We start from the raw sequence: 26,459 nt of genomic DNA on the forward strand, positions 1-26,459 counted from the left end.
ACCTTACTGCCAGGCATATCCAACTTTGAAAAGAATAGAACTTGCCGTGACGGTATCCGAAGGCGGGAAGTAGATATACTCAACGCTGAAGGGGATGTAGTTCTTGCGGTTCAATTGGTAATCACCACCGACAGCCAAATTTAAAACCTGATTGGTCGCGATTTGATTTTCATCCAGAGCCGTTGCTGACTTGGACATGGCGATCAGGAATCCTCCGCCAACGCCAGCCCAGGTGCGGATTTCATTGGTAGTGAAGTAGTATTTTGCCAGGCCATAAGCTGAAAGGTAAGTGATGTTGGCCGAACAGTTCGTCGTCGAATTGCAACCCACGTTTCTGTTTGTTTTGCCGCTGACATTGAATTGCTCAAGCATACCCAAAGTACGAACGGTGATGTTGCGGGTCAGGGCCCACTCGTAAAATCCGCCAGCGCCCAAACCAGAGCCTTTCAGTGCCGGTTTTTCTGTCGGATTGATAGGGTCCGTAATTGTCGGAGTCATCGAGTTCATAGCGTATTGGCCAAGCAGACCATAAGAATTTCTAAGCGTGCGCAAAAAACTCATGTCACGAGCTTTATCAAAAGCGGCGGCTTCTTCGTCAGGGGAGGAAGCTTTATTAAGAGCTTCAGTGTGCGCTGCAGAGGCTGCTGGTTTTGATTTCGTAGCCTTCCCACTGGAAGAAGCCTTGGCCTGCAGGGTTGCACCCACACTGCCACGTCCTTGAACGACGTCAGCTACAGCGCGACCCGATTTAACTTGCTTCACACGAACGATCGCAGATTTTTTTCCAGTAGCAGGATTGATCAAAAAGAATTCGTCACCCGGCTGAACATCAGCACCCTGCAAATCAACCATCACCTTACTGCCTTTAACAGCGGTCACATTCGCAGCAAGTGCGGGAAATGCAAACATAAGACTGATAAAGAAGGCAAGCAGGGTGTTCTTCATTCGCTGATCATCAGGTTGTTGTTGAGTTCACGGATAAATTGATCTTTATAAAGTTCCCAGACAGCGACACTCGCAAACTCGTAGGAACAGGATTGCACAGCCTTCTCAGCCCTCTGAAAGGCTTTCACCTGCACAACACCAGACTGAGTGGTGCGCCAGATCTCAAGGTCATTATCCATCAACACCAATTCATAATTGGCACGGGGAAATTCATCATTAAACCAGGTCTCAAGAAAACTCTGATTACGACAGCCAGTAAGTTTATAAATCGGAGAAGAAGAATCAAAAGCAGCCGTAGAAATCTTAGCCGGAGCCGCCGCCTCAAACTGATTGCGCCCATCCGATTTATAAACCGAACAACCCGCCAAAAACACAATAGATATCAAAGAGGTGGCAACAATCTTCATACGTCTTCCAGTATAAAGACCACACCCCATAAAAACAAAACCCCAATCTCATTCAGGGCCTTCGTCCAACAAAATACATCAATCAAACGTAAGCAAACAAACCAACTAACCACGCAAAAGCACAGCATCTCCAAAGCAAGACTCAAAAAAAGAAATTCCAATTTAAAGATTTATGTAAGCGTAGAAAGCCGTATCGGGATTTGCCCTCTAAGGGGAAGCCCTGTGGAGCGAACCTCCGGGCCCGCAGGATGCGGTACCCAAGCCCGGCAAGGCCAGGACTGAAATAGCAGGATGCTATTTCAGAGCGTCAGCCCGAAGGGACGAGGGCAGGAGCCCGAGTCATCGTCGGGTGAGCGGAAAAGGGCTTCCCCTTAGAGGGAAAAGCCCGCACCGTAAACCAGTTAACAGAAATTCCTAGAAAGGAATTTCGTCATTAGAGTTGAAGCTAGGTTCTGGACCGAAATCATTGAAATTGAAATCGTCGCCGCCACCTGAGTTGTTAGAAGAACGAGAACCAGATTCTGCACCAGCAGCACCAAGGAATTGAACAGTGTTAGCCACGATCTCAGTAGCGTAACGCTTTTGACCTTGTTGGTCTTCCCATGAGCGAGTTTGAAGTTTGCCTTCAACATAAACTTGGCGACCTTTAGACAAATGCTTGCCGCAGATTTCAGCCAATTTGCCCCATACAGTTACACGGTGCCATTCAGTTTTTTCCTGACGTTGACCATCCTTAACCCATGATTCGCTAGTTGCGATGTTAAGGCGAGCTACTGTGCTCCCGCTACCAATTGCTTTCACTTCTGGATCAGCACCAAGACGACCTACGATAATAACTTTATTTACTCCAGACATTTTCCCTCCAAATTAAGTAACCATAAGGTTTTTTGTCAGATTGGGAGTTATGTCAACAGTCGACAACTCCCGCACTTTATTTGGATTTGGGGCTGAGCAACATTTAAGCACAGCCCTGTGTCAGATTTAATCAAATTGAGATGGCAAGAGGGTGGGAAAGCGGACTAGCGCACGGCGCCAAAGCTTGGAGGCATCATCGGATTTGTGGCCGATAACTTGAACTTATATTGGGCCCCATCAGCGGTTGGCGTTTTATAGCCATCGATGAAGGTCAGGAACAAAGTGGCCTTGTCCTGGAAGCTCTTTTTAGCGCGCAAATCGATTTCAAAATTATAAGCACCGATCTGCTGACCAAAGCGTCCGCCGCGATTCACGATCATGATACCGATATCGCCTTTAACAGTGCCTTGCAGCTCATCACCAGGCTTACCGATAGTTCCACTCTCGATCACAAAGCGACCCGCAGCCAGGCGGCCTTTAAGCTCTACAGCGCTTAATTTTAGTTCCGGCAAAGTCAAAGGACCCATCGGAGTGTTCACGTTCGAAGGTGGCAGTTCAAACTGATTGATAGTCAGGTTTACTTCCACATCCGGTTGTTCCTGAAACGTCAAATCTGCCAAAGCAGTTGATTCCAGATTCAACTGACCTTTTAAAAGAACCGGCAAGTTCGCAAGCTCACGCACGTCGTTCAAGGCCACTTTTTTAGCGCTGACTTCGATACGCTGTCTTTCAACGCCGTTATCACTGCGAGTGCCTTTACCCATAGAGACATTCACATCACCTTTTAGCAAACCTTTGGCAGAAACAGAGCCATAAGGCTTTTGCTGGATCAAGCCGGGGATGCTTGGAGTGATGGTCAGTTCTTTCGCCGTCAATGCAGGGGTGCTGATGGATTCGATATAAACCTGCTCCATTTCAACACCGGGTTGCGGGATCAGACTCATTTTCAAACGATCAAAAGTGACGTATACAGAGTTGTTGGTCATCTTTGATACTTGCGAAGAAATCAAATCACTCAGGTCATCAAAGGGAAATAGAACAAATAAAAACACAATCGCAGAAAGAACCATGACGAAAAGTCGTCCTTTGTTTTCTTTCAGCGCTTTGAAAAACTTAATGATGTGTTCCATTATTCATCCGCTCCAGAGCGGGCTCTGCCGCGGTTGAAACCTTTTTTCGCTGGCGGTTCTGGTTCTGCTGCAATCACTGGGGGAGCAGGCACTGCCAAAGCCACAAGTTTATAAACCACATCAAAATAACGATTGTCTTCGCGATTGGCCGTCATCGACATGTCAGCCATTTTCACACTCGGGGAGATGTTGCTGAACTTGTATCCAAGATCCACGATCTGGCGCAGATTCAACTTTGCCAAACTGATCTGCAAGCCACCTTCACTTAAATTAGTAGGAATCAGACCCGAACCACCCGTGGATTGCGTGCCCTTGATTTGTTCAGGAAGCAGGTGAGCTGCCTGAATCATATTATCCACCGTTCCGCGAATGGCATCCATAGATGGAGCCTGGGGAATAGCTGGAACTTCAGAAGCTTCGCGCGATACCTTTAAAAGTTCGCGGATGGTCATGCGTTTGCCTTCAAATTCGCCGACCGCTTCGCTGGAACCGCTGAAGTATCCATAAGGAATGGACAGAACCATCAGAGTTGCCAAAGCAATACCACCATAGATGGTCAGCTTCTGCATTGATGGGGTCATGTTTTCATAGCGGTCGCGCATTTGATTGTAGGCGCCACTTTCCTGGATGCGATCCCAGGTAGCACGAAACTCAGAGGATAATCTGTCTTTTACGTCTTCTAAATTCATCGAGTCACCTTCTGAATGCCGCGGTCCACGTTAAAGCTGAATGAAAAAGCCTGACGTCCGGGTAAAGCCCCTAAACCTGGTGTTTGGTTTTTGATCTGGCCACCCACAGTGATGTTAGAAAGGGATTTTTGCAAAAGGCTTAGTTCCGCAGGGGAGCTGACGTAACCTTCAAGCACCACATTCGTGTCACGGATATTGAAAGTGCGCACATCCAGCGTCACTGCGTTTTTCGCAGGTGTCGCATCAGTGACTTTCTTCATGATATCAAGGGCTGAGTTCATATTGGCAACGCTTGCCAAAGTTTTTAAATCCGTGGCGCGTTTTTTATTTTCCAGGATGTATTTCTTAATCCCGGCTTCAGTAGCGTTACGACCTTTAAGGTTCGCAACACTTTTCGCCTGAGTCTTTAAAACTTCCTGAGAGCGATCAGCCAAACCTAATGCAAAGTCTTCGCGCAGGTAAGAGTAAACGAACAACACGGCCAAAGCGGCAGTTGCGATCTTGGCAGTGTGGCCCCATTTTTCCCAAAGAGCTTTGAAGTGATGATTCTGGCGGGCAAACTCACCACGCAGGAAATTAATCGGAGGATTGCGGGGCTTTTTGAAGCCTTCAATCGCCAAACCAATGGCCACACCCAGTTTTGCTGAATTCGCCTGGGAGCGCTCGAAAGAAACGTTGGGAATTGTATCTAGAACTGAAAGACGATTTGCAGGGATTTCCAATGCCTGAGTCAGGAATGGTCCCAGATTTTGAATTTGCGAAGTTCCGCCAGTCAAACCAATATTCAAGATCTCGGCATTGAATTCGCTCTTAAATTCCAGAATGGACAATTGCAAATCGCGGGTCATTTCGCGAACACACTTGGCGATCGTTTCAGAGAACGTCACCTGGTCAAACGTGGCACCTTGTTTGTTCGTAAGAATAAAGGCCTTCGTTTGCAGTTCGCGCAAAGCTTCCTGATAAGGAATTTCGTATTTTTTAGCGATAGCTTCAGCGATATTTTTTCCGCCCCAAAGAAGGGAGCGAACACCCGTCAGGGAGTTGCCTTCAATGGCACAAACAATCGTGCGTGTGTGGCCGATATTTAATACCAGGCGCACGTGACGAAGAGGTTTGTATTCGCCGATATCATAATTTTGCGGAGTGCTGATTGTCGCAGGTGGAGCCTCGTTCCAGCGCTCAAAGATATTCCCGAAGGCCGTACCTTCTGCAGAAATTAGAAACGGTTCAACACCGATGTCTTTGGCTCTGTCGATCAGATTTTGAACGTGAACTTTCGGAGCCGCACACGCTAAAACTTCAGCGCCGCCGCCGACAGTGCGGATGATTTTCGCGTCGAAAACTGCGTTGTCGCTTGAGAAAGGAAGATCTTCTTCCAATTCAAAAGCCAAGCTCTTAAAGATTTTGTTGCGATCAGAGAAGGGGAAGAACTTGTTACGAATCGCCACGCGATCCTGACGAAGTCCCATGATAAAGCGGGTTTGGGAGTGATCGTATTTGCCCAGCAAATCACGAAGATACTCGATGATCTCCAGTTCCGCATCGCTTTGAGGATTGGTGCTTAGAACATGCTCGAAGAACTGAACGACTTGAAAGCCCTTCGTCGTCGATTGCATTTCAACAACTTTAATGCTGCTTGACCCGATGTCGATACCAAGTGATTTCAAAGACCGTTCCTCCATGAACGAGATATTGGTCTAAGTATATGTTGCCTTTGGACTTAAGTAAAATCTTTCCTCTTTCAGAGGGCTCGACCTTAGCCTATCTTTCGCCCCAAAAAACAATGCGTGGCGGGCCCTTCGGGATTGGGTCGGATTTGCCTTGTGTATTGCCAGAGTTTCCACCGGTATTGCCGCCTGGAGGCGGGTTGGTTGGATTGCTTGGGTCGTTAGGGTTTGCGGCTTTCTTGTCTTTATCGACGTAATCTTTGATTTTTGCGACGGTCTTATTCAGATCCATGGTGATAACTGTGATCTCGCTGGTCGAGCGGGCGAATTCACCCGTGCTGCGAATACGGAAGTTGAAAACAGACTCAAACACCAAGGGAATCTCTTCGGTTTTTCCTTCAAGGCGCGCATTTTTGCTGGTCACGAAATTCCAGAAATCATCGGCGTCCTTAAACGGCCCCCCCAGATCTTTGTCATCACGGCGTTTGATGATTTCAGTCACAACTTCTTCAGTCATGCCGGGATCCAGGGATTTCAAGACATCTTTTGTGGCGATGTTGGGATTAATGCCTTTCATGCCGTAAATCGTGATTCTTGGTTCCAGGATTTCAAACAATTCGTCTGTCAGCTCCGGTACGAAATGCAGTTCTGAAATCGTGCGGAAGCTGCGGTTCGGCGGGAAGTAGTCAGACTGAGCTTCAGAGTTTAAAGCCGAATACGCCGCGCGCTTGTCGCCGCCGTTTTGGGATTGGCCTTTGTCGCTCATAAAGTCTGCGATGTTGTTGATCACGCGTTCAAAGTTGGTGTTCGAGTTTTCGCGGGCCCATTTTTCGTCTTCCTTCATTTTTTGCAGGAAAACGTTTAGCAACTGCTGCTTGGTGATTTTGCGCAAAGATTCAGATGGGGAGACCAAATCATTGATATCGATCTTGGAGCCTTCATCTTCAATCGTCGTGATGTAGCTCGCATCCATCGAGGAGTCTTTGACCAGTTTTTTGAAATTGTCTTTATCAATCGCAGTCAACTCGTCAGGGATTGGCAACGGCCATGCAAAAGGGAACTGCCAGATCATGTTTAACAGGGGATTGTTAGGGCCTAATTGTTGCCCGAATTTACTTTGTGCCTGTTGATAGATTTTTACGCGCAACAAGGAAAGCTGCATGCCGGATTTGGCTGCATAGTAAGCTTTGATGCGATTCATTCCCGAGGAATTGATTTCGTATTCGATACGTGTGTCTGCGATGAGTTCAACAGCGAAATACATAATGAACATCAAACACGCCGTTACGATCATCAAGGCCATGCCGCGATTATTGCGAAGGGGTTTAAAAATATTCATTAATTACCCCCTGGCGGTTGTACGGGATTTTGGCCGCCTTGCTGTTGTTGCTGCGTGGCCTGGCCTGTATTCGTGTCGTCAGGATTATTCGTGAAATGAATCGGGACGATCACTTGCATCGAGTACTTGCGATCCTTGCCGCTTTCTTTTTTCGTCACAGTGATGGAAAGCTCGACTGCCTGGGGGAATTTTCCTTTGGTGGCACCGTCGCCACCTTGATCCGTGCGCCAGGAAGAAACCCAGTCCTGCTTGCCTTTACCCATGTAGCGGAATTTGAACTCGCTGACATTTTCCAAAAGAACAGTCTCGTTGCCGCCTTTGGTGACATCAAGATCAGCCACAGGAGCGGATCTGCGCCAAATACACTTGGAAGAGCCGCCGCCTTCGTTCAGGCTTTTACACTCTTTAAGTTCATAGCCGACTTCGATGAAGTCTGCTTGTTGGGAGTTGCGAACCGTGCGGGCATTGTTCATGGTGACGAAGTTCAAAGTCTCTTCGGTTCCCACGAAATGGGTTTCAGGATTTTTACGGGGTACTTCGCGGTTTTGCTGTTGTTGTTCAAATGCCGAAGGTTGCCCAATGTTCGGCTGTGCAAAAGGGTTGCTTGGGGGCGGTGGCGTCGTCGGCGTTTGACTTTTTTTTGCCAAAAGATCCGTCAGCTCTTTTTCCACGTCACGATAGTGATAGGCCAGGTTGATATCTTTTTGAATCAAGCGAACCGCATCGCGCAGATGAGAAACGTCGTCCACTTGTGTGGTGACTTTGTTTTTCATTTTCACACTTTGTTGAATCGATTGCGCGACCAACACTGTCATCGTGCCCAGAATGGCGATCGTGATTAAAACCTCAATCAAAGTAAAACCGCGACGCGAATTCAGCATTACATGCCTCCTGGCATCGGAATTTCGCGGTCATAGTCGACAAAATACTGAGTGGCAGAAAAACTCATCGGCTTTTTGCTGCCTTTGTAAATAACTGTGACTTTAACTTCTTTGATGGATTTGGAAAGATGCTGAGTCAGAGTTTTCATCATCGTCAGCGACATCTCGTCAGCACCGCCATCGCGGGCCGTAAGGGTTGCAGAGATATCCGGAACTTCAAACTCTTTGGATTCCATTTTCCATGAGTACTGAGGGAATTCAGATCCAAAATCGTCTTCTTTATCTTCAGGGATGGAATCCAGGGATTTACCGGAATATTCGATTTCGATCTCGGCCATTTTACGTTCCAGCAGGGCAGTGACTTCTGTTGCGAACTGCGCCTTACGAACATAGGCAAAGCTTCCGCCCCAGGAATTTGCCAGTAACAGCAACCCGGAGGAGAGGATGACCAGTGCAAGCACGGTCTCGATCAATGTGAAGCCTTTATTTCTCACCGCTGAATTCCCTTTAACGATTGAGCTTTCTCTATGATATCAGCTTGACCCGTTAAAGGATTAAAAACAAGAGTCCAAATTAAATTATTTCCCCCCGAAATTTGAATCGCAGAAGCCTCTACGAAGCCCTCGGGGAAGAAGTGAATGTAAGCAGTTCCTGACGTGATAGGATCCTTGCTGGAAACGGTTTCCACCTGAACAAATTTAAATGCACCTGGAAGTTCCGCTTCTTTTTTCAGAACGGAAGTATCCATCGCATACTTCGGTGGTGGAGCATCCTCATCTTTGAAGCTGCTGCTTTGTCTTTCGCGCTCTTTTTCAGCCGCTTCAGGATCAATAGGCATAGGACCGTTGGCTCTTTCGACCCAATAGGTACCTGCTTTTTTGCCATCAATATTGATGACCAGGCGATAAGTGGAATTGTAGATGCGTGCTTTGTTACGAATATCTTTGGTCAGAGCCATGAATTGACGGGTGGTGGCCCGGATATTCGATTGAGTTTTGAAGAGTCGTGGGGCCCCAATGACAACCAAACCGCCAATGATGGCAAGTACAATCATCACCTCAATGAGGGTGAAGCCCCGACGATTCATAAAGGACTAAAGATCGTCCAAAGAGATGTCAGCGTCGTAGCCAGAGCCACCTTCGCGACCATCTTTACCGTAAGATTTCAAATGAATCTCGCTGCCGTTAAGTTCGTAAACATAGTCATGTTCCCAACGGTCTTTGATATTTTTGATATAAGGTTCTGGACCCCAGTTGCTGCAATTTGGATCTTGAGTTGTAAGACCTTCCAGCGTTTGCGGGTACTTGTTGCAATCTGTGTAGTACATTTGCAAAGCGTTTGAAATCTGACCCATGTGGATTTTGGTTTCTTTAACTTTTGCCTTGTCCATGGAACCAGTCAGACGAGGAAGCAGAAGTGCAGAGATACCGCCGATGATGGCAAGGACGATCATGATCTCGATCAAAGTCATACCCTTGCGATTATTGATAGCTAACATTTAAAAACTCCTTGTTGCCGAATGAAATACTAACAGAAGGCTTTACCCCGGTAAAGAGATGCTTCTGACTTGGCACATTCTTTTGTCTTGTTATTTCTCACAAAACTCACCTGAAAACGGAGTTTTGATCAGGAAGTTAAAGTAAAAAATTAACTTCCTATTGCTGTCTCATTTAAGCTTTTAAGGGCGTACTATCCGGCGATATTGGTCATTTCAAACATTGGCACCATGACCGCAAATACGATCATCGCAATGGCGAAACCCATCAATACAGTAACGACTGGTGTCATCAGGGACGTCAAAGATTCCAGTTTGTTCTTAACCTGAAAGTCGAAAGCATCTGAAACCTGAGTCAGCATGTTTTCCAGATCCCCGGTTTTTTCACCAATGTTAACCATGTGGATGACGATGGGTGGGAACTGATTGGATTTTTTCAAAGGACCGGCGATGGATTCACCTTCCGCGATGTTTTGTCGGGCTTCTTCGATCGCGACGGCAAGAACGTTGTTGTCCACGACGTTTTTAACGATATCGAGTGCTGTCAGCATCGGAACGCCACCGGTTAAAAGAGTCGCCAGAGTTCTGGTAAAGCGGGAAACTGCAACCATGCGAACCGCAGGACCTGCAATCGGAAGTCTTAAAGAAATCGCATCCCATTGGTTTCTGCCAGACGGACTGGATTTCCAGTTTCTAAACATCACAATGGCGATAAAGATCGCACCAAAGATGATGTACCAATAATTCACCATGAATTGGGACGCGTTGATTAAAGCCACCGTGTACCAAGGCAAAACCAGGTTCGGAGCAGATTCAAACACCGTGACCATTTTAGGAATCAGGAAAATGAACAAGAAAGAAAGCAAACCTATTGTCACCACCAACATGATGATCGGGTAGGTCATGGCACTGGAAACTTTGGCGCGAAGATCGGCCTGGGCTTCAGTAAACTCTGCCAGACGCATTAAGATTACATCCAAACTTCCTGACATTTCCCCGGCTTCCACCATCGAGATATAAATCTTGGTGAAAATGTTCGGGTATTTTTGCAAAGCCTTATGAAAGGGCGAACCTTCGTTCACCATGTTCTTACAGTCAGCAATAGCTTCAGAAAGGGTTGGATTTTCCACCTGTTCAGCAATCGCAGTCAAAGCATCCACCAAAGGGATATTGGCCTTCACCAACGTCGCCAGCTGACGGGTCATCAAGGACAGATCTTTTACCTGAACCTGTTTTGTGGCGCGGGGAGCGCCTTTGGATTTTTTAGTGTCTAATTTTTTCTTGTCACGAATGTCGACAACATAGACGCCGTCTCTTTTGAGTTTAGTGCGGGCCGCGCGCAGATTTTCTGCGTCTATTACACCCTTGGTGTTTTTTCCGTCACGGGTCAGGCCCTTATACTCAAAAATTGGCATATTATAGATCCAGTTGCGTATTCGTAGTTAACTGTTCAATTGTAGTCACACCAGCCAGTACTTTGGCAATACCGTGGTCACGGAATGTTTTCATTCCATTGGCCAAAGCTTGTTTTTTCAGTGTGGCACCGTCTTTACGTTGCATGATCAAAGAGCGGATATCATCCGTCACAACCATCAGCTCACTGATCGTCGTACGACCTGAATAACCTTTTTGCCCACACTCTGAACAACCCATGGCTTTACAGATGTGGCTCTTGCTTGCAACTTCGCGGGTCACTCCCAGCAAAGACAATTCAAAATCGGTCGGCTCGTGGGGAGCTTTGCAATGCGGGCAAAGAACACGCACCAGACGCTGAGCAACCACGCCCATAACGGAAGTGGCGATAAGGAATGGCTCCACCCCGAAGTCAATCAAACGCGGGAAGGCGCCGGCAGAGTCATTGGTATGCAGAGTAGATAAAACCAAGTGACCCGTAAGGGACGCTTGGATCGCAAGTTCGGCAGTTTCCAAGTCACGAATCTCACCGACCATGATGATGTCGGGGTCTTGACGAAGAAAAGATCTTAAGCCGGCCGCGAAGGTTAAACCAATTTTTGCATTGGTTTGAACCTGACCGATCCCGTGGATACGTTGCTCCACCGGATCTTCTACGGTCAGGATATTTACGTCAGGTTTGTTCAATTTTGAAAGAGCACCGTACAGAGTCGTGGATTTACCCGAACCCGTAGGACCCGTGACCAGCATGATGCCGTCATTCCTCGATAACAAATCATCCAGGCGATCCAGGTTTTCTCTCGAGAAACCTAATTGCTCAAGCTCAAGAATAACTGTCGATCTATCCTGAATACGCATCACCAGACGTTCACCGTGAGCGGTTGGTACCGTAGAAAGACGGATATCGATATCTTTACCGCCGACCTTCAAGGGGATACGACCATCCTGAGGAAGACGTTTTTCCGCGATGTTTAAGTTCGCCATAACTTTGATACGTGACGTGATCGCGTTTTGCAGTTTTTTAGGTGGTTTAAAGACATCCATCAAAACACCGTCGGTACGGAAACGCACGACCATGTCTTTTTCATAGGGCTCGATATGGATATCTGACGCTTTTTCTTTCACCGCGCGGAACAGAAGGCTGTTCACCATTTTGATAACCGGCGCATCGTCCTCGCCAGCCTCAAGCAGATCCACGATTGGATCATCAAGGTCATAATCCTCTTCGTCGATTTCATCCAAGCCCGAAAGGTTTGCCGTGGATTTTTCGTACACCTTGTTGATCGCATCCTGAATGCGAACAGTGGTGGTGATCAAAGGACGGACTTTTTTACCAAACAGAACTTTCAAATCATCCAGGGATTTCAGATTTACGGGATTGCTGGTTAAAGCAATCATTTGATCCGGTTCGTCCTTGTAGGGGAGGATTTGATGTTGTTTTGCGTAGTTGATCGGGATTTCCCGGATCAAGTCAGCGTTGATATCTGCAACGGGGATATCGCGGATAAAATCCAATCCCAATTCCTTACACAGATCACCGACGACTTCATCCGCTGTGGAGAATTCTTTCTGATTTAAAGCTTCCCCGACGGTCACGGGTCTGACGACCGACGGGTTGGCAAGCACAGAACGTACTTGATCCTGTGTCATTGAAGTAGCTTTGGACAGAATTGTCAGAACATCCACAGTGGCCATTAAAATTCCTTCTTAAATTACTCTACGTCTTCAGGGTCTGCTGGAGCGGCTTCTGGAGGAAGCTCACCTTTTGCTTTTCTGTAGATCGGATCTATCTTAGCACCATATGGGTCTTTTCCGCCCTGGCCTTTGATGTAGTCTATGCGATCATCCAAACGCTTGGAAACAACGTGGTTCATATCATCTGAATTACGAACGATTTTCGGAGTCAGGAATGAAACCATGTTTGTTTTTGTCTTACGGATATCGCGGGATTTGAACAACCAACCCAAAATAGGGATGTCACCCAAAAGAGGGACTTTTACTACCGACTCAACATCGTCTTCCTTGATCAATCCACCCAGAATAGCCGTGTCGCCGTTTTTCACGTTGATCATGGTGTTGATCGAACGTTTTGCCAGCGGCTGCGTGTTGTTCTGGAAATCTTTAGGAACTGCAGCTGATGAAAGCTGAGTCACCTGTTGTTTGATTTCCATGCGGATCGAATTTGAAGACGGGCTGATGAACGGCTTGATATGAAGCTTGATCGTTGCATCTTCCATTGTTGGCGTCGTAGTTACCGTACCGCTTGTACCAGATACGTTTTGCTGCATGCTGGTTACAACTTTATCACCCACTTCGATTTCTGCTTCGTTATTATCCAAGGCGATGATCGTTGGCGTGGACAGGATATTGGCTTTTTTGGTTTGTTTCAGGAAGTTGATGAAACCCACCAAAGACGGAATCTTAATCGGAGTCGAAGAGCCGAACGGAGTGATTTCGATCACTTTACCAGAACCGAAACCCAGGATGGCGCCCGAACCGCCGGTTGGATTCAACATGTCTTGCAGGTTGATACCACCGTTGAAGCCGACTTTACCGTAACCGTTATCGCCGTATTGATAGTAGCCGATACCCCAAGTGTCGATATCAGAAGCACTCATCTCCATGATGATCGCTTCTACGTAAACCTGATCGCGAGCAATGTCGATTTTGTTAAGCAAATTCAAAACCACTTCGTAGTCTTGTTTGCTGGCTGTGATCACCAGGCTGTTTGTCGCTTTGTCGGCTGTGATTTTAACATCGCCGCCGAAAATTTCCTGAGGAGCCTGCATCTGACCACCAATCGGGGACAGAAGGCTTGGGGCGCCGGTGCTTGGTTTTGGAGCGGCTTCTTTAGTTACGCCAGAAAGAGTTTGTGCGATTTTTTCCGCATCACCGTTTTTAACGTAATAAACGTAAACTCCGCCGGAATCTTCGGCGCGAATTCTAAAGTCCAACTGACTGATTAGTTTTTTAATGCGCACGATACCGGATTTGTTACCAACCACGATGATCGAGTTGGTTCTGTCATCAGGAATCGCCATAAAGAAACTTGCACCTTGTTGTGCAGAAGTGCCCCCGGAAGAGCGCGAGAAGCGGGGAACGCCAGCCGTGAATGTGCCTGGTGCTGAGCCCGAGCTTTTATTGCCTTTATTGACGATTTTATCCACCAGGTCGGCAAGGTCTTTAGCTTTCGCGAACTTAATAGGGATAACTTCAAGTTGTTCTTCAAATCCTGGAACGTCCAACTGGCTGATGATTCTCATAACACGGTCAATATTTGCGCCGTAGTCCGAGATAATGATCGAGTTCGTTGGCTCGTAGATATTCATCTCACCATCTTTGGATGGCAGGATACGCAAATCACGATTCACTTGAGCCGCAGAGATGTGCTTCAAGTGGATGATTCTTGTGATCATTTGATCTGTGTTTGGATAATAAGCACCAGAGTACACATCGATATTGTCACGCTGGGCATTTCTGGAGGATTTGATTTTCAGGAATCCGCCGGAAGGTACTACTGTGAAGCTGTTAATCGCAAGGGCCGAAAGGAAAGCGTTATACGCTTCTGCCACGGTGATCTTGGATGGCGCGCTGATTGTGATCTTACCGCGAACACCTGGATCGATGATAAAGTTTTTCCCGGTCAACTCGCCCATCGCTTTAACCAGCTCTGTGATTTCCACATTCGGGTAGTCGAAGGATTCGATCGTTTGGGAGAAGTTTTTATTGTTGATGTCTTCAGTCGGTGCTTTTGCAAATTTCTCGCGCTGAGCTTTTGTCAAAACCTGACCTGATTCATCGCTGCCACCACGCGGGGAGCCGCCATGCATAACTTCTGAAGACGGCTCTGGAGAAGCGAAGCCGCTATTGTCCTGATTGCCAAAATCCGGTGGAGGTGGCGGGGGTGGGAAGCTTTCAAACTGCGCTTGTGCCGCAGGTGTTACCAGCTGTGCTGTCATCAATGACGCAATTCCTATGCTGACGGATTTTTTCATATGCTCTCTCCTCCTGAGGGAGTTATTGAATATTATAAGTCATTGTTTCGTTTTTGCCGTTGCGCTCAACCTGAAGAACAACTTTGTTGTTGTTCTTCAAAGTTTGGTACAACTCCATCGCCTTGGCAGGGCTGTCGACAGGATTGCCGTCGACGGACTTAATCACATCCATTCTTTGGATGCCCAGTTGTTCGTAAATACTGCCAGGTTGCATATCTAAAACGCGGAAGCCATTAATATTGCCAGTGCCGGGTTCGCGATTCGGAACGGCGCGGGCCTGCATCAAAATGCTGGAAAGGTCGTTGGTATATTTCAACAAAGTGGCGCGTGACAGAGTGAAGTTGTTGTCGTTGCCTTTTTTAACTTCGCCCGAAGATGTTGATGGCGCTTTCGCTGCGGCGAAATTCAATTTTCCGCCTTCTTTTTTCATCTCGATATATTCCAGGCGATTTGAATTCAGATTGCGGAAAATAACTTTCTGTCTTTCGATGCGCACGATGTTCGCCATGCCTTCGATTTCTTTGCCGGCAGAGTAGGAAATGACCTGATTTTTGCCGCGGATTTCAATCGATGCGATGGATTTTTCAGGAATGGAATGCACAAGTGTACCGATCAAATTCAGAGGTAACTGAGATGGAACCGGATCTGCTTCTTTTTGCTCGGCAGCGCCCTTGTTTTTGTCTACCAATTGATCAGGAATCAGACCATTGGAAGCGAAGATATTTCTAGAAGTAATATTGTTATAAAAACCTGAGCTTACAGAGCTGGAAACGGGTGGAGCCTTGGGATGCGCTGGTGGCGCGGTTTGCGGCAGCATGCGATCGCGATAAGAAAGAATTGCAAGGTCCGCAACACAGTAACCGATGAAGATAAATAAAATATACGAATACCATTTTTCAAATGGTGGACGCTGATTTTTCTGGTTGCGTGAAATCACAGTTGCAAATCCTTTGTTATTTCCGGCACCTAGTCCTTGGGCCTCAGACCATCGTACCAAACCTGGGGGCGGGCTGCATCAAAAAATACATGCTGGACCATGGTCCTAACGCTCTGATTTTCATTTAAAATCTCGGAAGATACGCCATGATAGAGTTATGAGAATTCTCTACTTCACGGATGGAGCAGGAATTGATCTAATGGGGATTCGCGAATCAGTTTTGCGGATTCCTGAAGTGCTTACCTCCCTTCGTCGCGGCCAGGAGCAGGCTCGCTACGTGGACTTGATGCAGGTAATGTCACTGTCTGATGATGAATTTCGTCAGATACCGAGTGTGTTACGCACTCTTTTGATCAACCTTGTGCAAAGAGGCTTACACCAACGCTGGGTCAATCGTGATCAGCGTGCGGATTTGATTCTGAGAAGAATCAATCATCGTTCTTTGGATGAACTAAAGAACGTCGTGCACAATTTTATCAATGCCAAGGTGGCCGGCCGCGAGGTGGCTACCAGAGATCTTCATTTATTGCATTTCATGGACAAAGTTGAAATCACCGTTATTGGCCCTGGCTATGACGAGGTTGAGTTCTGGTTGCGTCGTGAAGTTACGACTCGCAAAGATATCGAAGTTCAAATCAAAGACGTTATCGCCGCCGATCCAAATCTTGGATGGTTCTGGCCTCAGGTTCGCGACAGTTTCAGCGACAATCAGCAGCCCTTCATTTAATTGATGAGGGGTTTGGTCGCTTCTCTTTTTATTTTTTTATTATGCTCTTCTGCCATGGCGCAAATCGCCGGCAGTTCATTTTTTCCCAGTGTTCGGTCGATTAATCCGGGCGTGGCTCATCAACGTGCTCAAGCTTTGATTTCCCTGGATGCCGGGAAAAAAGATATTCATAAAGACCATGAAGTTGCTACCGGTGGAATTGTCGGCGGAGTGCAAACAGATGTGGCACTTCAGAAAAACTCACTTTTCGGAGCGACAAAAGGCAGTCGAATGGCAACGTTTGAAGGTCTTTTCGACTATGAAACCGGGGAGAAGACGGAGCATATTAATTCGACTACTTACGGAACCCGAAATGTTACGAATTCGGCGAAGTCCATGTATGCCGGGGGCATTGTTGATTTTGGTTTGATTGGCCTCGGGGTTGCCACGGCAAAGTATGATACGTTTAACCGCTTTCACGTGGGTGCTCCGCCGAATGTTTCCGCGAATGACTTAAAAGTACAGATCAACTATCTGCTTTTTAAAGCAGGGTCAGCGTATAACTTTAAAGGCTTCACTGTGGGTGCTTATGCTATGCAAAGAGCCTCGAGTGCGGATTATACTTATACTTACTATGATCCCTCGAGTGGTGCGCAGGGAACGACTGAAGTTTGGCCTGCTAAAACCCAAAGTCTCGGATTTGGGGCCGGTGTGGGCTTCACGTCAAAAAGCTTTCGCGTCGAGGGCAGCGTGGAGCAGATGGAAGAGTCTGATCTTGATGCCAAAGACAATCCTTTGGAGTTGATCAAAGCTCCTCCGCAATCTGCCAGATTGAGTGTTTCGGGTGAAGTGCGTATCGGAAAGCTGTCCCTCGGAGCCCGCGTCCGACAAATTTTCGGTAATTTCGCCGATCTTGAAGACTTGATTCCATCAAATTTGTTGTATAACGATTTGTCTTCCAGCGATGAGCGTTTAGAGACATCTTTCAATTTTGGTTGGGGTTCTGATAAGGGAATAACGTACTCCGCGTTCTTTTCTCAATCGACTGCTGAAACGGAAGAAGAAAGCAGTATTTTTATGAATGGTGAAAAGTACCCTGCGAAGACTACTTCCACGTCTTATGGTGTGAATCTTAGTTATTATTTTTAAGATTATTCTTTGAATAATTAGGCATATTTTTTTCTATCACTCACTCACTCACTCAATTTATCTATCTATCTATCTATCTATCTATCTATCTATCTATCTATCTATCTATCTATCTATCTATCTATCTATCTATCTATCTATCTATCTATCTATCTATCTATCTATCTATCTATCTATCTATCTATCTATCTATCTATCTATCTATCTATCTATCTATCTATCTATCTATCTATCTATCTATCTAGCCAATCAATGAATCCATGGATCAATGAACTCTGAATTCTGAAACATCAATCAATCGTAATTTCCCAAGTTCTTATTCAGGCATTCAAGTGAATCCTCCATCCATGAATACTAAATCCTGAATTCAAACTTCTTAATTCTTGAACCTTGACACTTGACCCTAAAACCTAAAACCTAAATCAATCGCAATTTTCGGGATCTTTCATAAGCATCAATGCATCTTTAATCCCAATTTTTCTGCTGCTGCTAAGTTATGTGTTCGGCACAGCACTCTCAAATTTGCCTTTTCATTCTTTCCACCCAGAGCGACTGGTTGAATATGATCAATTTGAAGCTGGTATTTTGAATTGCATTTTTTTCCGCCGGTACCGATAAACTCGCAGCAGTAATCGGCTTTTAATAACAATTCAGCTTTTGTGGAGACTTTAATGTGCTGGCGTTTTTGCGTTACCATGAAGCTTTGCGTTGGTTTGGTTCTTCGAGAGTCTTTGTTGATGATTTGTTTGATCTGTTTTTCTGCAAGTAAAGTCAGGAAATCTGCCCAGTTTCCATCCGGAAGAATGTGCGACATTAGATCGCGCGCTGATTCCAAAGTTTTCATTTGCTCTGCAGTTAAAGTGATTTCAAATCGAACAGATTCATCCCGCTGAGGAGTTAAAGTTTCAATTTCGCGAATCGGCAAATTGAATTCGTGCGCCAAGCAGGACTTTGTTTCGTAAGTTGATTTGTTTTCAATTTTTTCAAGAATTTGGGGAAGCGATGCGCTGGCTGAAAGACCCTGGCTTATAGCGATTTTAGACTCCATTCTGATTGCCGATTGAACTTGAGTTAACTGAGTCAAAGTTAAAGATCCGTTTTCAATCTTTTCAGAAATCTCAGGCGCCTGCTTTAATAAGCGAGCAGCACTTAGTCGGCGATAGGCAGCGTCGTCGCTATATTTCAAGTGACGAGTCAAATACCGAAACATCGAATCATAACCAAGCTCTGCATAAAGGCGGCGACCCTCCATCTCGTTTATATGCATAAGAATCAAATGAGTAATTTTTCGTTCACTTTGCGCCAGCTTTTCCAAGCGCCCCAGCAACTCTGTATTCGAAACCTCAGTCAAATTCATAAGAATCTCCTTGTGTGATGATCTTGTATCACGACTTTTTAAATGCAAAATTTGAGCATTTTCGCCGAGGAATTGGTTGCGGGAAACGTCTCCTAAGTTGACGTTTATCCTCATTTAACGACATCAGGTGAAGAGATATTGAATGAAACGGGATCGACCTCGAACAAAAAGTTTTATAGCAGTCGTGCTGATTCTATGCAGAGGAAAAACATGGCAAGAAAAAATTCTTTAGATTTAGGTAACTGAAACACTGCTTCATGGTAACGCAAAAGTAAGTTGGTCGACTGACTGATGGGCGAGAAAAGGGGGGCTGATGAATTGGCTCGATTAAGAGTGAAGAGAAGTAAGTGTGAAAGCTGAAAGACCGATAAATGAAATAAGAGAAGGAAGGAAGGAAGGAAGGAAGGAAGGAAGGAAGGAAGGAAGGAAGGAAGGAAGGAAGGAAGGAAGGAAGGAAGGAAGGAAGGAAGGAAGGAAGGAAGGAAGGAAGGAAGGAGAGAAGGAAGGAGAGAAGGAAGGAGAGATAGATAGATAGATAGATAGATAGATAGATAGATAGATAGATAGATAGATAGATAGATAGATAGATAGATAGATAGATAGATAAAATCAGTAGATATAAGTGAGAGTGGAATGCGTCCAGGGGAGTGCAGTGGAGAAAAGCAATAGTGTTGCCTTAACCGGAATTAACAAGAACACAAAAACTCTTATGACTCCCATAAAAATTATCAAAGCATCAGAAGTTTGACTTCACACTGCCAATCATAAATCCTGTCAGACGGAGGCCAAATGGAATTCGCACCAGAGACTGTTGTAACCAAAAAGAATAAATCTGTAACATTAAGATCTCCAAAAGTGGAGGACGCGCAGAATATTCTGGATGCCATGGTCGAGGTCGCAGCCACGTCGCCGTACATTTTAAACGGTCCTGAATTTTTCGCGAATCAACCGCTGGAAGTGGAAATCAAATGGATCGAGGGTTATCTGAATAATCCCCGCGGTCTGGCTATTTTGGCAGAGTATGAAAATCGCATTGTTGGGGTGTTGGACTTTGCAGCCTATAAAGGAACAAAGACAAAGCATCGCTCGGTTTTAGGAATTTCGCTTCATCCCACCATGCGCGGAGAAGGGTTGGGGGAGCTGTTGTTTAAGAAACTCCTCAACGAAATTAGAACAATAGAGGGACTGACACATGTTGAACTTAGCATGATGAGTGAAAACCATCAGGCATTTCACCTCTACAAAAAAGTGGGATTCAAAGAGTTCGGCAGAAGACCGCAGGCCTATTTGCAACCAGACGGCACATTCTGCGATGAAGTCATGATGGTTTTAAAGCTTTAGAATTCTAAGAGCCTAAATTTTAATCGCCACGTGGCTGAGGGTGCTCCTATAATGCACGCAGCTTGGAAGGATTGCTCTGTCTCAAATGACTGAATTTAAAAAAAAGCCGACCCACGAAACCTGGAAGAAATAAATTCAATGATCGTGGAGTTGCTCTCAATTTGGAACTATCCCGAAGAGTGCGCCAAAGCGTCGATATTCCAACCGGGCCCGTATTTTCAATTTTCGAAAAAGTTTATTAATCTACCGCGCTACCATGAAGCTTTGTGTCGAGCCCTCTAGATTAAAACGTAAAAAACGGCTCCATCTCAATAGGTCGTTCATTCGAAGGATGCAGGAACGAAGGCGGCTCGTGATCTGGCGGCAGCATCAAGTAAACTCCAAACGGCAACTTGGCCGAAACCCAATTCATGGGCCTGCGATAGATAAACTCCGAGCGCATTTGGTTATACACCAAAAATTCATTCTCGCGAGCATCATCAAAAGCTTTCCACAACAAAGCCTCGAAAATATCGCCATTGTCAGCGTGCAGGAAGTTTAAATACTTAAAATTCAAGCTAGCTTCAATCTTCAAGCGGGAAAAAGGCTTCGTCATAGTACGAGTCCAACCCAGCATTTTTCCAAACTTCAAAAACTGTCTGAAATTATGCGCCTTCAGGTTGTAAGTCATAGGAATGAAATCCTGCATGCCTTCCGCAGACCAAGGAGCACAGCAACCCACGATGTTTTCATCTTTATCAAAGGCGATGATGAAATCCTCAAGCTTCAAACCCTGCCAGCGGTCTAACTTGTCATGAAAACTTTGCGCATCCCACACAGTAGCTAAATCTTTAGAGCGGGATTTTTGTGAGATGTAATAAATCAAAGCATCCACGTTCGAAGCATTCCCGTGGCGCATGCGCAGATGCGGCAGCGGATTTTTCGCCCAAGGAAAACGCCCGTGCAAAGAAATCATATTCAAACGACGGAATAGATAATAGCGAGGCAAAGAACGCTTGGTGTTGCGCTGACGAACAAAGGCGTTCATGGATTTCGCCTCGTTCAAACTCATCACCGTGAAAAAGTACTTAGCATCCAAGACTGAAGACACTTCATTCATAACCGGCAAAAAGTGCTGGCCCCATTCAAGAATAGCTTTACGATTGGCAGCGATACGCAAATCCCGACCGAAGGCGACAGTGCGCACTTTGTTTTCCAATAAAACATCGCGCACGACAAAACTTGCCATGCCTTCCAGCGTGTTTTCATCTTTAAGAGTATAAGTCAGCGCTTTTTCAGCCTGGATTTCATAGGGCTTAAAGAAATCCTTGTTGCGATCAATCTTGATCTGCAATGGACCGTCAAGGGGAAAGCTTTTGTAAAATTCAACCAGGGCCGCAGAGTCATCAGGGGACGCAATCTCAAGTTTCATTCAGTCAGTCCAAGCCCTTTAAGTTTTTTGCCAAAGGACTTCGGTCTGTCCCATTTTTAAGTTGGCCCAGCGAGCGGCAACAAATAAAAAGTCACTCAAACGATTCAGGTACTGCAAGCTCATCGCGTAACGTTCATCCTTCACCGCGATTTCAGCCGAGCGGCGTTCGCTGCGGCGGCAGCAAGTACGCGCCACATGAAAGTGTGAAGCCACAATGTGGCCTGCAGGCAGAATAAAATTACGAAGCTCTGGCAAATCCGCTGTTAATTCGTCAATTTTCACTTCGATCAGGCGAATCTGTTCAGCCGTGATCGGTGGCAGCATTTTAAAGACTTCGTCTTTTTCAGTCGCAAGCAAGCTGCCAATGTTGAAAAGTTCATTTTGTATTTTCTCAAGAATATCATCCAAAGAAAGCAAAAGAGGATGCTCGCGCAACAAAGAACGGCAAACTCCCAATGAGCTGTTCAACTCATCCACGGTCCCATAAGCTTCCACGCGCGGATTGAATTTCTCGACGCAGGATCCATCCACCAATCGGGTAGTACCTTTGTCGCCGGTGCGAGTGTAGATCTTAGCTTTGGGAGGTGTTGTCATAACTTTTGCCCTTTTCAATTTAAGTGTCGCGTTTTACTGTTAAGGGGTCAAGAGAGGTTCCTATGGAAATCACAGCACCGTTAATGGTAACAATCCCGCATTCTGGAGAGAAAATTCCACCGCAAACTCCCTGGTTGAATACTCTGCCGGAAGAAATCGTGATGTGCGACGTCGATCGTTATGTGGATTTCCTTTACGAGCCAACACTCGAAAAACTTCAGATCCCTTATGTTAAAACCGAGTGGCATCGCTATGCCGCGGATATGAACCGTGTTCCCGAAGACGTGGATTCAACGTCTGTGATCGGCAATAAAAATCCTGCAGGAATGCACAATCGTGGTTTTCACTGGGTGATCACAACTTACAAACACCAGCTTATGAAAGAGCCCATGAGCCAGCAAGCCCACGATGAGTTGGTGAAGTTGGTATATGAGCCTTTCCATAATAATATCCGTGACCTTTACGCGAAACTTCACGCAAAAGGTTATAAAAAAACCTTTCACATTGATGCCCATAGTATGCCATCCGTAGGCACCAGTGAGCATCGCGATCCAGGCGAGCGCCGCGCTGACATCGTCGTCAGCGATAGCAAAGGCAAAAGCTGTGATCCAAGATTCAAAGATCTGGTTATTGCCGCGTATGTGACCGCAGGATTCAAGGTTGGATACAACTGGCCATATTTTGGCGGTCGCGTCACAGAGCAGTACGGTGATCCAAGTCGCGAAATGCACACTTTGCAGGTCGAAATGAACCGCGAGCTGTACATGGACGAAAAAACCAAGAAGCTAAAACCCGAGGAAGCGAAAAAAGTGCAGGAGAAAATCAGCTTCGCACTCAGCTATATCCGCAACAATTTGCAGCACCTAACGTAGGGTGTCGAAGGCCGAAAAGCATAGTCATGGGGCGGGCTTTCATCTAAAGATATTCGCTCTATGGCAAAGTTTTCTGTGAAGTCTTTTATTAAGCGTTTTAATAAACCGCTGGCAAGTTTGAAGCTTGCGGTTTTCATTATCATTTCAATTGCCGTTCTGACTGCGGTGGGAACTATCGTTGAGGCAAAGTACGACGCCTATGCCGCGAAAAAACTAGTTTACGACACTTGGTACATGTACACGATCATGGGGATGTTGGTTATCAACCTGATCGCCGTGATGGTGGATCGTTTGCCGTGGAAAAAACGCCACGTGGCTTTCGTGCTGGCTCACATCGGTATCATCATTTTGCTGTTCGGTGGTTTGCTGACCATGAAGTACGGTCTGGACGGATCGATGCGCATCGATATCGGTCAAAAAAACAATCTGGTGCAAACAGCTGAAACAGACTTGGTGGTTTACAGTTCTTTTGATGGCGATCGCTATTCTAAAACTTACGAGCAAGAGGTGGATTTCTTCACGAAACCTCCTTCAGAAGCCAAGCCCGCAGTTATCCCAGTCTATGCAGGCGATATTAAAATCGTCGAGTACAAAAAATACGTTCTGCCTTCACGCAAAGTCATCGCGGATGAAAGCGGCAAGGCGGGCTCGGGTTTGCGCTTTCAAGTGCAAAATCCCAACGTGAATGTGATCGAGTGGCTGGTGCAGAAAAAAGCGGGAGCTTTGCAAACCCATGATTTCGGTCCGGCGCAAGTGCACTTGGGTCCTATCCCGGCAAAAGGGCAAATGCGCAATGAAATCTACCTGGAGCCTGTGAAGGAAAAGGGCGGTCTGCGCTATGCTGTTTTTTATAAAGAATCAGAAAAAGTAGGCAAGTCCGGCTTTCTCAAAGAGGGCGAAGTTTTCGATCCGGGCTTTAAAATGGCTTTGGATTTCCGCGTGCTAAGATTCCTGCCGTCGGCTTTGGAAGACTGGGATTTGCAGGACAGCGATCGTCCAACTCCGTTAACAACGTCTGCAGTTAAAATTATTTTCCAGGGCAAGCCCCACTGGGTTTTGCTGAACGATATGGTGAAGCTTTTCACCGACAATGCTGTGTATCTGTTAACCTATGGCAATCGTCGTATCGACGTCGGATTTCCAATTCAGTTGAAGTCATTCGCAGTGGATCGTTATCAGGGAACGATGAGAGCCGCAGCCTACAAGAGCATGGTGGAAGTTCCGGAGCTTGGCGAGATCGAGATCTCCATGAACGAGCCTTTGAAATACAAAGGACTGACAATTTACCAGGCCTCTTTCCAAGAGGAAAACGGGCATCCTGTGGCTTCCATTTTCTCGGTCAATGCAGATCCGGGACGAGCGTGGAAGTACCTGGGATCTTTGATTCTAAGTTTGGGTATCGTTCTTTTGATGTGGTTTAAACATTTGGATTTTAAAATAGCTAAAAAGAAAGACAGCGGGAAAAAATAGATGAAAAAGTTTTTACTCTTTTTGACAGCAGTTTTACTTTCCTTTTCGGGTGTAACAGCATTTGCAAAACCCGGGGATCAACTTAAATACTTGCCGGTTCAGGATGGCGGTCGTATCAAGCCTTACGACAGCTTCGCCAAAGAAATGCTGGAAATCGTCTATGGCAAAGGAACTTACGAGGGACGTAAGGCGACTGAAATCATTTTGACCTGGATGTTGTCACCGCAGGCGTGGGCGGACAAAAAAATCTTTGAAGTGCGCAATCACCAGGTGCTGGAGGCGATGAAGCTTCCTAAGGACCAAAGATACTTCAACGGCCAGGAACTGTTTGGCAATGATCGTTTCGGTTTGCTTCGTCAGGAGCTTCAGTCCAAACGAGAAACCAAAGAAAAATTGAATCCGTACTTCCAGGCGTTGCAACGTCTTGAGAATCAATACTTCGTATTTCAGGAAGTGGCTGCGGGCCGCATGCTGAAAGTGCTTCCTCCAAAAGAAGGGGATGCATGGATTGCCGTGGCAGATTTGCCAGAGGCGTTTCAACAAAAATTCATGGGCATCACCACGTCGTTTGTAACTTACATCGGTGGCGTGGCGAGTGGTGCAAACCAAGCGGATATCGATGCGGCGGCAACAAAGCTAGATGAGTCTGTTGTGGCGTTTGAAACAGCGGCGCGCGCGGAAAATCCTGCACTCTATGATCATGACACAAGAATCAGAGCGGAGGTTCACTACAACAGCTTCCATCCGTTCCGCTGGGCTTATGTATTCTACATTCTGGCAGCGATCGCAATTTTGTTAGTATGGGCACTATCCAAAGAATCACTTATGAAAGCCGCGTGGGTTTTCCTGGTGATCGGTTTTGTTTTAAATACCTACGGCTTCGGTGTTCGCATGTTCATCATGGAGCGCGCTCCGGTCTCTAATATGTATGAGACTGTCGTGTGGGTCGCGTGGGGGACCGTGCTGTTTGCCGCAGTTCTTGAGTTGATCTACAAATTCCGCATCATCCTGTTTGCAGGGACATTGGTGGCGGCATTTGGATTGGTCATTGCGGATTTTGCTCCGGCAGTTTTAGATCCTACGCTTCAACCACTGGAGCCAGTGCTTCGCAGCAATTATTGGCTGACGATCCACGTGATGACTATCACTATCAGTTACGCAGCTTTCTTCTTGGCGTTCGGATTGGGTGACCTTGGTCTATATTATTATCTGCGTGGCGAAGAGAAAAACCACGAGAAGATTCGTGCGGTCGTGACAGCAATTTACAGATCCATGCAAATCGGCGTCGCGTTCTTGGCTCCGGGAATTATCTTGGGTGGTATTTGGGCCGATTATTCCTGGGGTAGATTCTGGGGATGGGATCCTAAGGAAACTTGGGCTTTGATTGCTCTACTTGGTTATTTGGCAGTTCTTCATGCGAGATACGCAGGAATGATCAAAAATTTCGGCATGGTAGTGACAGCGATTATCACTTTCTCTTTAGTTATCATGGCTTGGTACGGTGTGAACTTCGTTCTTGGTGCGGGGCTTCATTCTTACGGATTCGGTGCTGGCGGTGTTGAATACGTGTCTGCTTTTGTGGCTGCACATTTGTTATTTGCGCTGTACGTGTGGGTTTTGCGTCAAGGCCGCACTAAAAAAGCATCGAAAAACTCCTAGGGAGTTTTGTTTCAGTGTGCTTCAATGCGAAATTTTTTTTGCACAAAAAGTAAGCGAGAGCCTCAAAGCCTCTCGCTTTTTCAATATGCTTGCAAAAAGAATATGGACAACTGGACTTTTAAGTCATTAAATAAGGGCAAAATAAAT

The 26,459-nt window shown here is 46.2% G+C and carries 25 protein-coding genes; 7 read left to right on the plus strand and 18 right to left on the minus strand.

Going from position 1 to position 26,459, the window contains the following annotated elements:
- Positions 1-3: 3 nt before the first annotated feature.
- From ACLWNV_RS07375 to gspC, 15 genes are all read right to left on the minus strand, one after another.
- Positions 4-945: a hypothetical protein gene (locus ACLWNV_RS07375; protein ID WP_413587285.1), complete on the minus strand. Its 942-nt coding sequence runs from the start codon at positions 943-945 to the stop codon at positions 4-6.
- Positions 942-1,352, minus strand: a complete 411-nt coding sequence (locus ACLWNV_RS07380; RefSeq protein ID WP_413587286.1) for a hypothetical protein — start codon at positions 1,350-1,352, stop codon at positions 942-944. Before ACLWNV_RS07380 ends, ACLWNV_RS07375 begins: the two co-directional genes overlap by 4 nt.
- Positions 1,353-1,766: 414 nt before the next feature.
- Positions 1,767-2,207, minus strand: a complete 441-nt coding sequence (locus ACLWNV_RS07385) for a single-stranded DNA-binding protein (protein ID WP_413587287.1) — start codon at positions 2,205-2,207, stop codon at positions 1,767-1,769.
- A gap of 164 nt (positions 2,208-2,371) precedes the next feature.
- Positions 2,372-3,337, minus strand: a complete 966-nt coding sequence (gspN, locus tag ACLWNV_RS07390; RefSeq protein WP_413587288.1) for a type II secretion system protein GspN — start codon at positions 3,335-3,337, stop codon at positions 2,372-2,374.
- A complete protein-coding gene (locus ACLWNV_RS07395) occupies positions 3,337-4,026 on the minus strand; it encodes a hypothetical protein (RefSeq protein WP_413587289.1) in 690 nt (229 codons plus the stop codon). The genes gspN and ACLWNV_RS07395 overlap by 1 nt, the downstream gene beginning before the upstream one ends.
- Positions 4,023-5,693, minus strand: a complete 1,671-nt coding sequence (gene pilM / locus ACLWNV_RS07400; RefSeq protein WP_413587290.1) for a pilus assembly protein PilM — start codon at positions 5,691-5,693, stop codon at positions 4,023-4,025. The genes ACLWNV_RS07395 and pilM overlap by 4 nt, the downstream gene beginning before the upstream one ends.
- A 94-nt stretch (positions 5,694-5,787) precedes the next feature.
- Complete coding sequence (locus tag ACLWNV_RS07405; protein WP_413587291.1) at positions 5,788-7,032, minus strand: general secretion pathway protein GspK; 1,245 nt, start codon at positions 7,030-7,032, stop codon at positions 5,788-5,790.
- Positions 7,032-7,913, minus strand: coding sequence for a type II secretion system protein GspJ (locus tag ACLWNV_RS07410; RefSeq protein ID WP_413587292.1), 882 nt, complete (start codon positions 7,911-7,913; stop codon positions 7,032-7,034). The genes ACLWNV_RS07405 and ACLWNV_RS07410 overlap by 1 nt, the downstream gene beginning before the upstream one ends.
- Positions 7,913-8,407, minus strand: a complete 495-nt coding sequence (locus ACLWNV_RS07415) for a type IV pilus modification PilV family protein (RefSeq protein WP_413587293.1) — start codon at positions 8,405-8,407, stop codon at positions 7,913-7,915. Before ACLWNV_RS07415 ends, ACLWNV_RS07410 begins: the two co-directional genes overlap by 1 nt.
- Positions 8,404-9,000, minus strand: coding sequence for a Tfp pilus assembly protein FimT/FimU (locus tag ACLWNV_RS07420; RefSeq protein ID WP_413587294.1), 597 nt, complete (start codon positions 8,998-9,000; stop codon positions 8,404-8,406). The genes ACLWNV_RS07415 and ACLWNV_RS07420 overlap by 4 nt, the downstream gene beginning before the upstream one ends.
- Before the next feature lie 6 nt (positions 9,001-9,006).
- Positions 9,007-9,411, minus strand: coding sequence for a type II secretion system major pseudopilin GspG (gene gspG / locus ACLWNV_RS07425; RefSeq protein WP_413587295.1), 405 nt, complete (start codon positions 9,409-9,411; stop codon positions 9,007-9,009).
- Positions 9,412-9,602: 191 nt separating this feature from the next.
- Positions 9,603-10,823 (minus strand): type II secretion system inner membrane protein GspF, encoded by a 1,221-nt coding sequence (gspF, locus tag ACLWNV_RS07430; protein WP_413587296.1) that lies wholly within the window; start codon positions 10,821-10,823, stop codon positions 9,603-9,605.
- A 1-nt stretch (position 10,824) separates the two neighbouring features.
- On the minus strand, positions 10,825-12,516 hold the full coding sequence (gene gspE, locus ACLWNV_RS07435; protein ID WP_413587297.1) for a type II secretion system ATPase GspE: 1,692 nt from the start codon (positions 12,514-12,516) through the stop codon (positions 10,825-10,827).
- A 17-nt stretch (positions 12,517-12,533) separates the two neighbouring features.
- A complete protein-coding gene (gene gspD / locus ACLWNV_RS07440; protein WP_413587298.1) occupies positions 12,534-14,816 on the minus strand; it encodes a type II secretion system secretin GspD in 2,283 nt (760 codons plus the stop codon).
- Positions 14,817-14,838: 22 nt separating this feature from the next.
- A complete protein-coding gene (gene gspC / locus ACLWNV_RS07445) occupies positions 14,839-15,753 on the minus strand; it encodes a type II secretion system protein GspC (protein WP_413587299.1) in 915 nt (304 codons plus the stop codon).
- Positions 15,754-15,910: 157 nt separating this feature from the next.
- Between gspC and ACLWNV_RS07450 the strand changes: the two genes are divergently transcribed.
- Positions 15,911-16,480 (plus strand): hypothetical protein, encoded by a 570-nt coding sequence (locus ACLWNV_RS07450; protein ID WP_413587300.1) that lies wholly within the window; start codon positions 15,911-15,913, stop codon positions 16,478-16,480.
- 111 nt (positions 16,481-16,591) lie between these two features.
- On the plus strand, positions 16,592-17,608 hold the full coding sequence (locus ACLWNV_RS07455) for a hypothetical protein (RefSeq protein ID WP_413587301.1): 1,017 nt from the start codon (positions 16,592-16,594) through the stop codon (positions 17,606-17,608).
- Positions 17,609-18,062: 454 nt separating this feature from the next.
- Here the strand turns inward: ACLWNV_RS07455 and ACLWNV_RS07460 are convergent, their stop codons facing one another.
- Entirely contained in the window at positions 18,063-18,965 is a 903-nt protein-coding gene (locus ACLWNV_RS07460; RefSeq protein WP_413587302.1) for an HNH endonuclease, read from the minus strand.
- A gap of 349 nt (positions 18,966-19,314) precedes the next feature.
- Between ACLWNV_RS07460 and ACLWNV_RS07465 the strand changes: the two genes are divergently transcribed.
- The gene (locus ACLWNV_RS07465; protein WP_413587303.1) at positions 19,315-19,500 is read left to right on the plus strand and encodes a hypothetical protein; all 186 of its coding nucleotides are present in this window, start codon (positions 19,315-19,317) and stop codon (positions 19,498-19,500) included.
- Positions 19,501-19,754: 254 nt separating this feature from the next.
- Positions 19,755-20,306, plus strand: coding sequence for an N-acetyltransferase family protein (locus tag ACLWNV_RS07470; protein WP_413587304.1), 552 nt, complete (start codon positions 19,755-19,757; stop codon positions 20,304-20,306).
- A gap of 283 nt (positions 20,307-20,589) precedes the next feature.
- Here the strand turns inward: ACLWNV_RS07470 and ACLWNV_RS07475 are convergent, their stop codons facing one another.
- Positions 20,590-21,717 carry a hypothetical protein gene (locus tag ACLWNV_RS07475; RefSeq protein ID WP_413587305.1) on the minus strand — a complete coding sequence of 376 codons (1,128 nt, stop codon included), beginning with the start codon at positions 21,715-21,717 and terminating at the stop codon, positions 20,590-20,592.
- 18 nt (positions 21,718-21,735) lie between these two features.
- Complete coding sequence (locus ACLWNV_RS07480) at positions 21,736-22,311, minus strand: cob(I)yrinic acid a,c-diamide adenosyltransferase (RefSeq protein WP_413587306.1); 576 nt, start codon at positions 22,309-22,311, stop codon at positions 21,736-21,738.
- 62 nt (positions 22,312-22,373) lie between these two features.
- Here ACLWNV_RS07480 and ACLWNV_RS07485 point away from each other — a divergent pair, with 62 nt between their 5' ends.
- From ACLWNV_RS07485 to ACLWNV_RS07495, 3 genes are read left to right on the plus strand one after another with little or no spacing between them, the layout of a single operon-like run.
- Positions 22,374-23,183 (plus strand): N-formylglutamate amidohydrolase, encoded by an 810-nt coding sequence (locus tag ACLWNV_RS07485; protein ID WP_413587307.1) that lies wholly within the window; start codon positions 22,374-22,376, stop codon positions 23,181-23,183.
- Positions 23,184-23,243: 60 nt separating this feature from the next.
- The gene (locus tag ACLWNV_RS07490) at positions 23,244-24,653 is read left to right on the plus strand and encodes a cytochrome c biogenesis protein ResB (RefSeq protein ID WP_413587308.1); all 1,410 of its coding nucleotides are present in this window, start codon (positions 23,244-23,246) and stop codon (positions 24,651-24,653) included.
- Positions 24,654-26,312, plus strand: coding sequence for a cytochrome c biogenesis protein (locus tag ACLWNV_RS07495; protein WP_413587309.1), 1,659 nt, complete (start codon positions 24,654-24,656; stop codon positions 26,310-26,312). It begins immediately after the preceding gene.
- Positions 26,313-26,459 lie beyond the last annotated feature (147 nt).

Origin of the sequence: Bdellovibrio sp. HCB274 (genome assembly GCF_047306075.1) — a bacterium.
Lineage (GTDB): Bacteria > Bdellovibrionota > Bdellovibrionia > Bdellovibrionales > Bdellovibrionaceae > Bdellovibrio.

Coding starts and splice junctions, on each gene's coding strand:
- ACLWNV_RS07475 (WP_413587305.1), bottom strand. CDS start 21,717: ATGAAACTTGAGATTGCGTCCCCTGATGACTCTGCGGCCCTGGTTGAA.
- ACLWNV_RS07410 (WP_413587292.1), bottom strand. CDS start 7,913: ATGCTGAATTCGCGTCGCGGTTTTACTTTGATTGAGGTTTTAATCACG.
- ACLWNV_RS07480 (WP_413587306.1), bottom strand. CDS start 22,311: ATGACAACACCTCCCAAAGCTAAGATCTACACTCGCACCGGCGACAAA.
- ACLWNV_RS07405 (WP_413587291.1), bottom strand. CDS start 7,032: ATGAATATTTTTAAACCCCTTCGCAATAATCGCGGCATGGCCTTGATG.
- ACLWNV_RS07450 (WP_413587300.1), top strand. CDS start 15,911: ATGAGAATTCTCTACTTCACGGATGGAGCAGGAATTGATCTAATGGGG.
- gspF (WP_413587296.1), bottom strand. CDS start 10,823: ATGCCAATTTTTGAGTATAAGGGCCTGACCCGTGACGGAAAAAACACC.
- gspG (WP_413587295.1), bottom strand. CDS start 9,411: ATGTTAGCTATCAATAATCGCAAGGGTATGACTTTGATCGAGATCATG.
- ACLWNV_RS07460 (WP_413587302.1), bottom strand. CDS start 18,965: ATGAATTTGACTGAGGTTTCGAATACAGAGTTGCTGGGGCGCTTGGAA.
- ACLWNV_RS07420 (WP_413587294.1), bottom strand. CDS start 9,000: ATGAATCGTCGGGGCTTCACCCTCATTGAGGTGATGATTGTACTTGCC.
- gspN (WP_413587288.1), bottom strand. CDS start 3,337: ATGGAACACATCATTAAGTTTTTCAAAGCGCTGAAAGAAAACAAAGGA.
- ACLWNV_RS07470 (WP_413587304.1), top strand. CDS start 19,755: ATGGAATTCGCACCAGAGACTGTTGTAACCAAAAAGAATAAATCTGTA.
- ACLWNV_RS07485 (WP_413587307.1), top strand. CDS start 22,374: ATGGAAATCACAGCACCGTTAATGGTAACAATCCCGCATTCTGGAGAG.
- gspD (WP_413587298.1), bottom strand. CDS start 14,816: ATGAAAAAATCCGTCAGCATAGGAATTGCGTCATTGATGACAGCACAG.
- ACLWNV_RS07380 (WP_413587286.1), bottom strand. CDS start 1,352: ATGAAGATTGTTGCCACCTCTTTGATATCTATTGTGTTTTTGGCGGGT.
- ACLWNV_RS07395 (WP_413587289.1), bottom strand. CDS start 4,026: ATGAATTTAGAAGACGTAAAAGACAGATTATCCTCTGAGTTTCGTGCT.
- ACLWNV_RS07495 (WP_413587309.1), top strand. CDS start 24,654: ATGAAAAAGTTTTTACTCTTTTTGACAGCAGTTTTACTTTCCTTTTCG.
- gspE (WP_413587297.1), bottom strand. CDS start 12,516: ATGGCCACTGTGGATGTTCTGACAATTCTGTCCAAAGCTACTTCAATG.
- ACLWNV_RS07385 (WP_413587287.1), bottom strand. CDS start 2,207: ATGTCTGGAGTAAATAAAGTTATTATCGTAGGTCGTCTTGGTGCTGAT.
- ACLWNV_RS07490 (WP_413587308.1), top strand. CDS start 23,244: ATGGCAAAGTTTTCTGTGAAGTCTTTTATTAAGCGTTTTAATAAACCG.
- ACLWNV_RS07375 (WP_413587285.1), bottom strand. CDS start 945: ATGAAGAACACCCTGCTTGCCTTCTTTATCAGTCTTATGTTTGCATTT.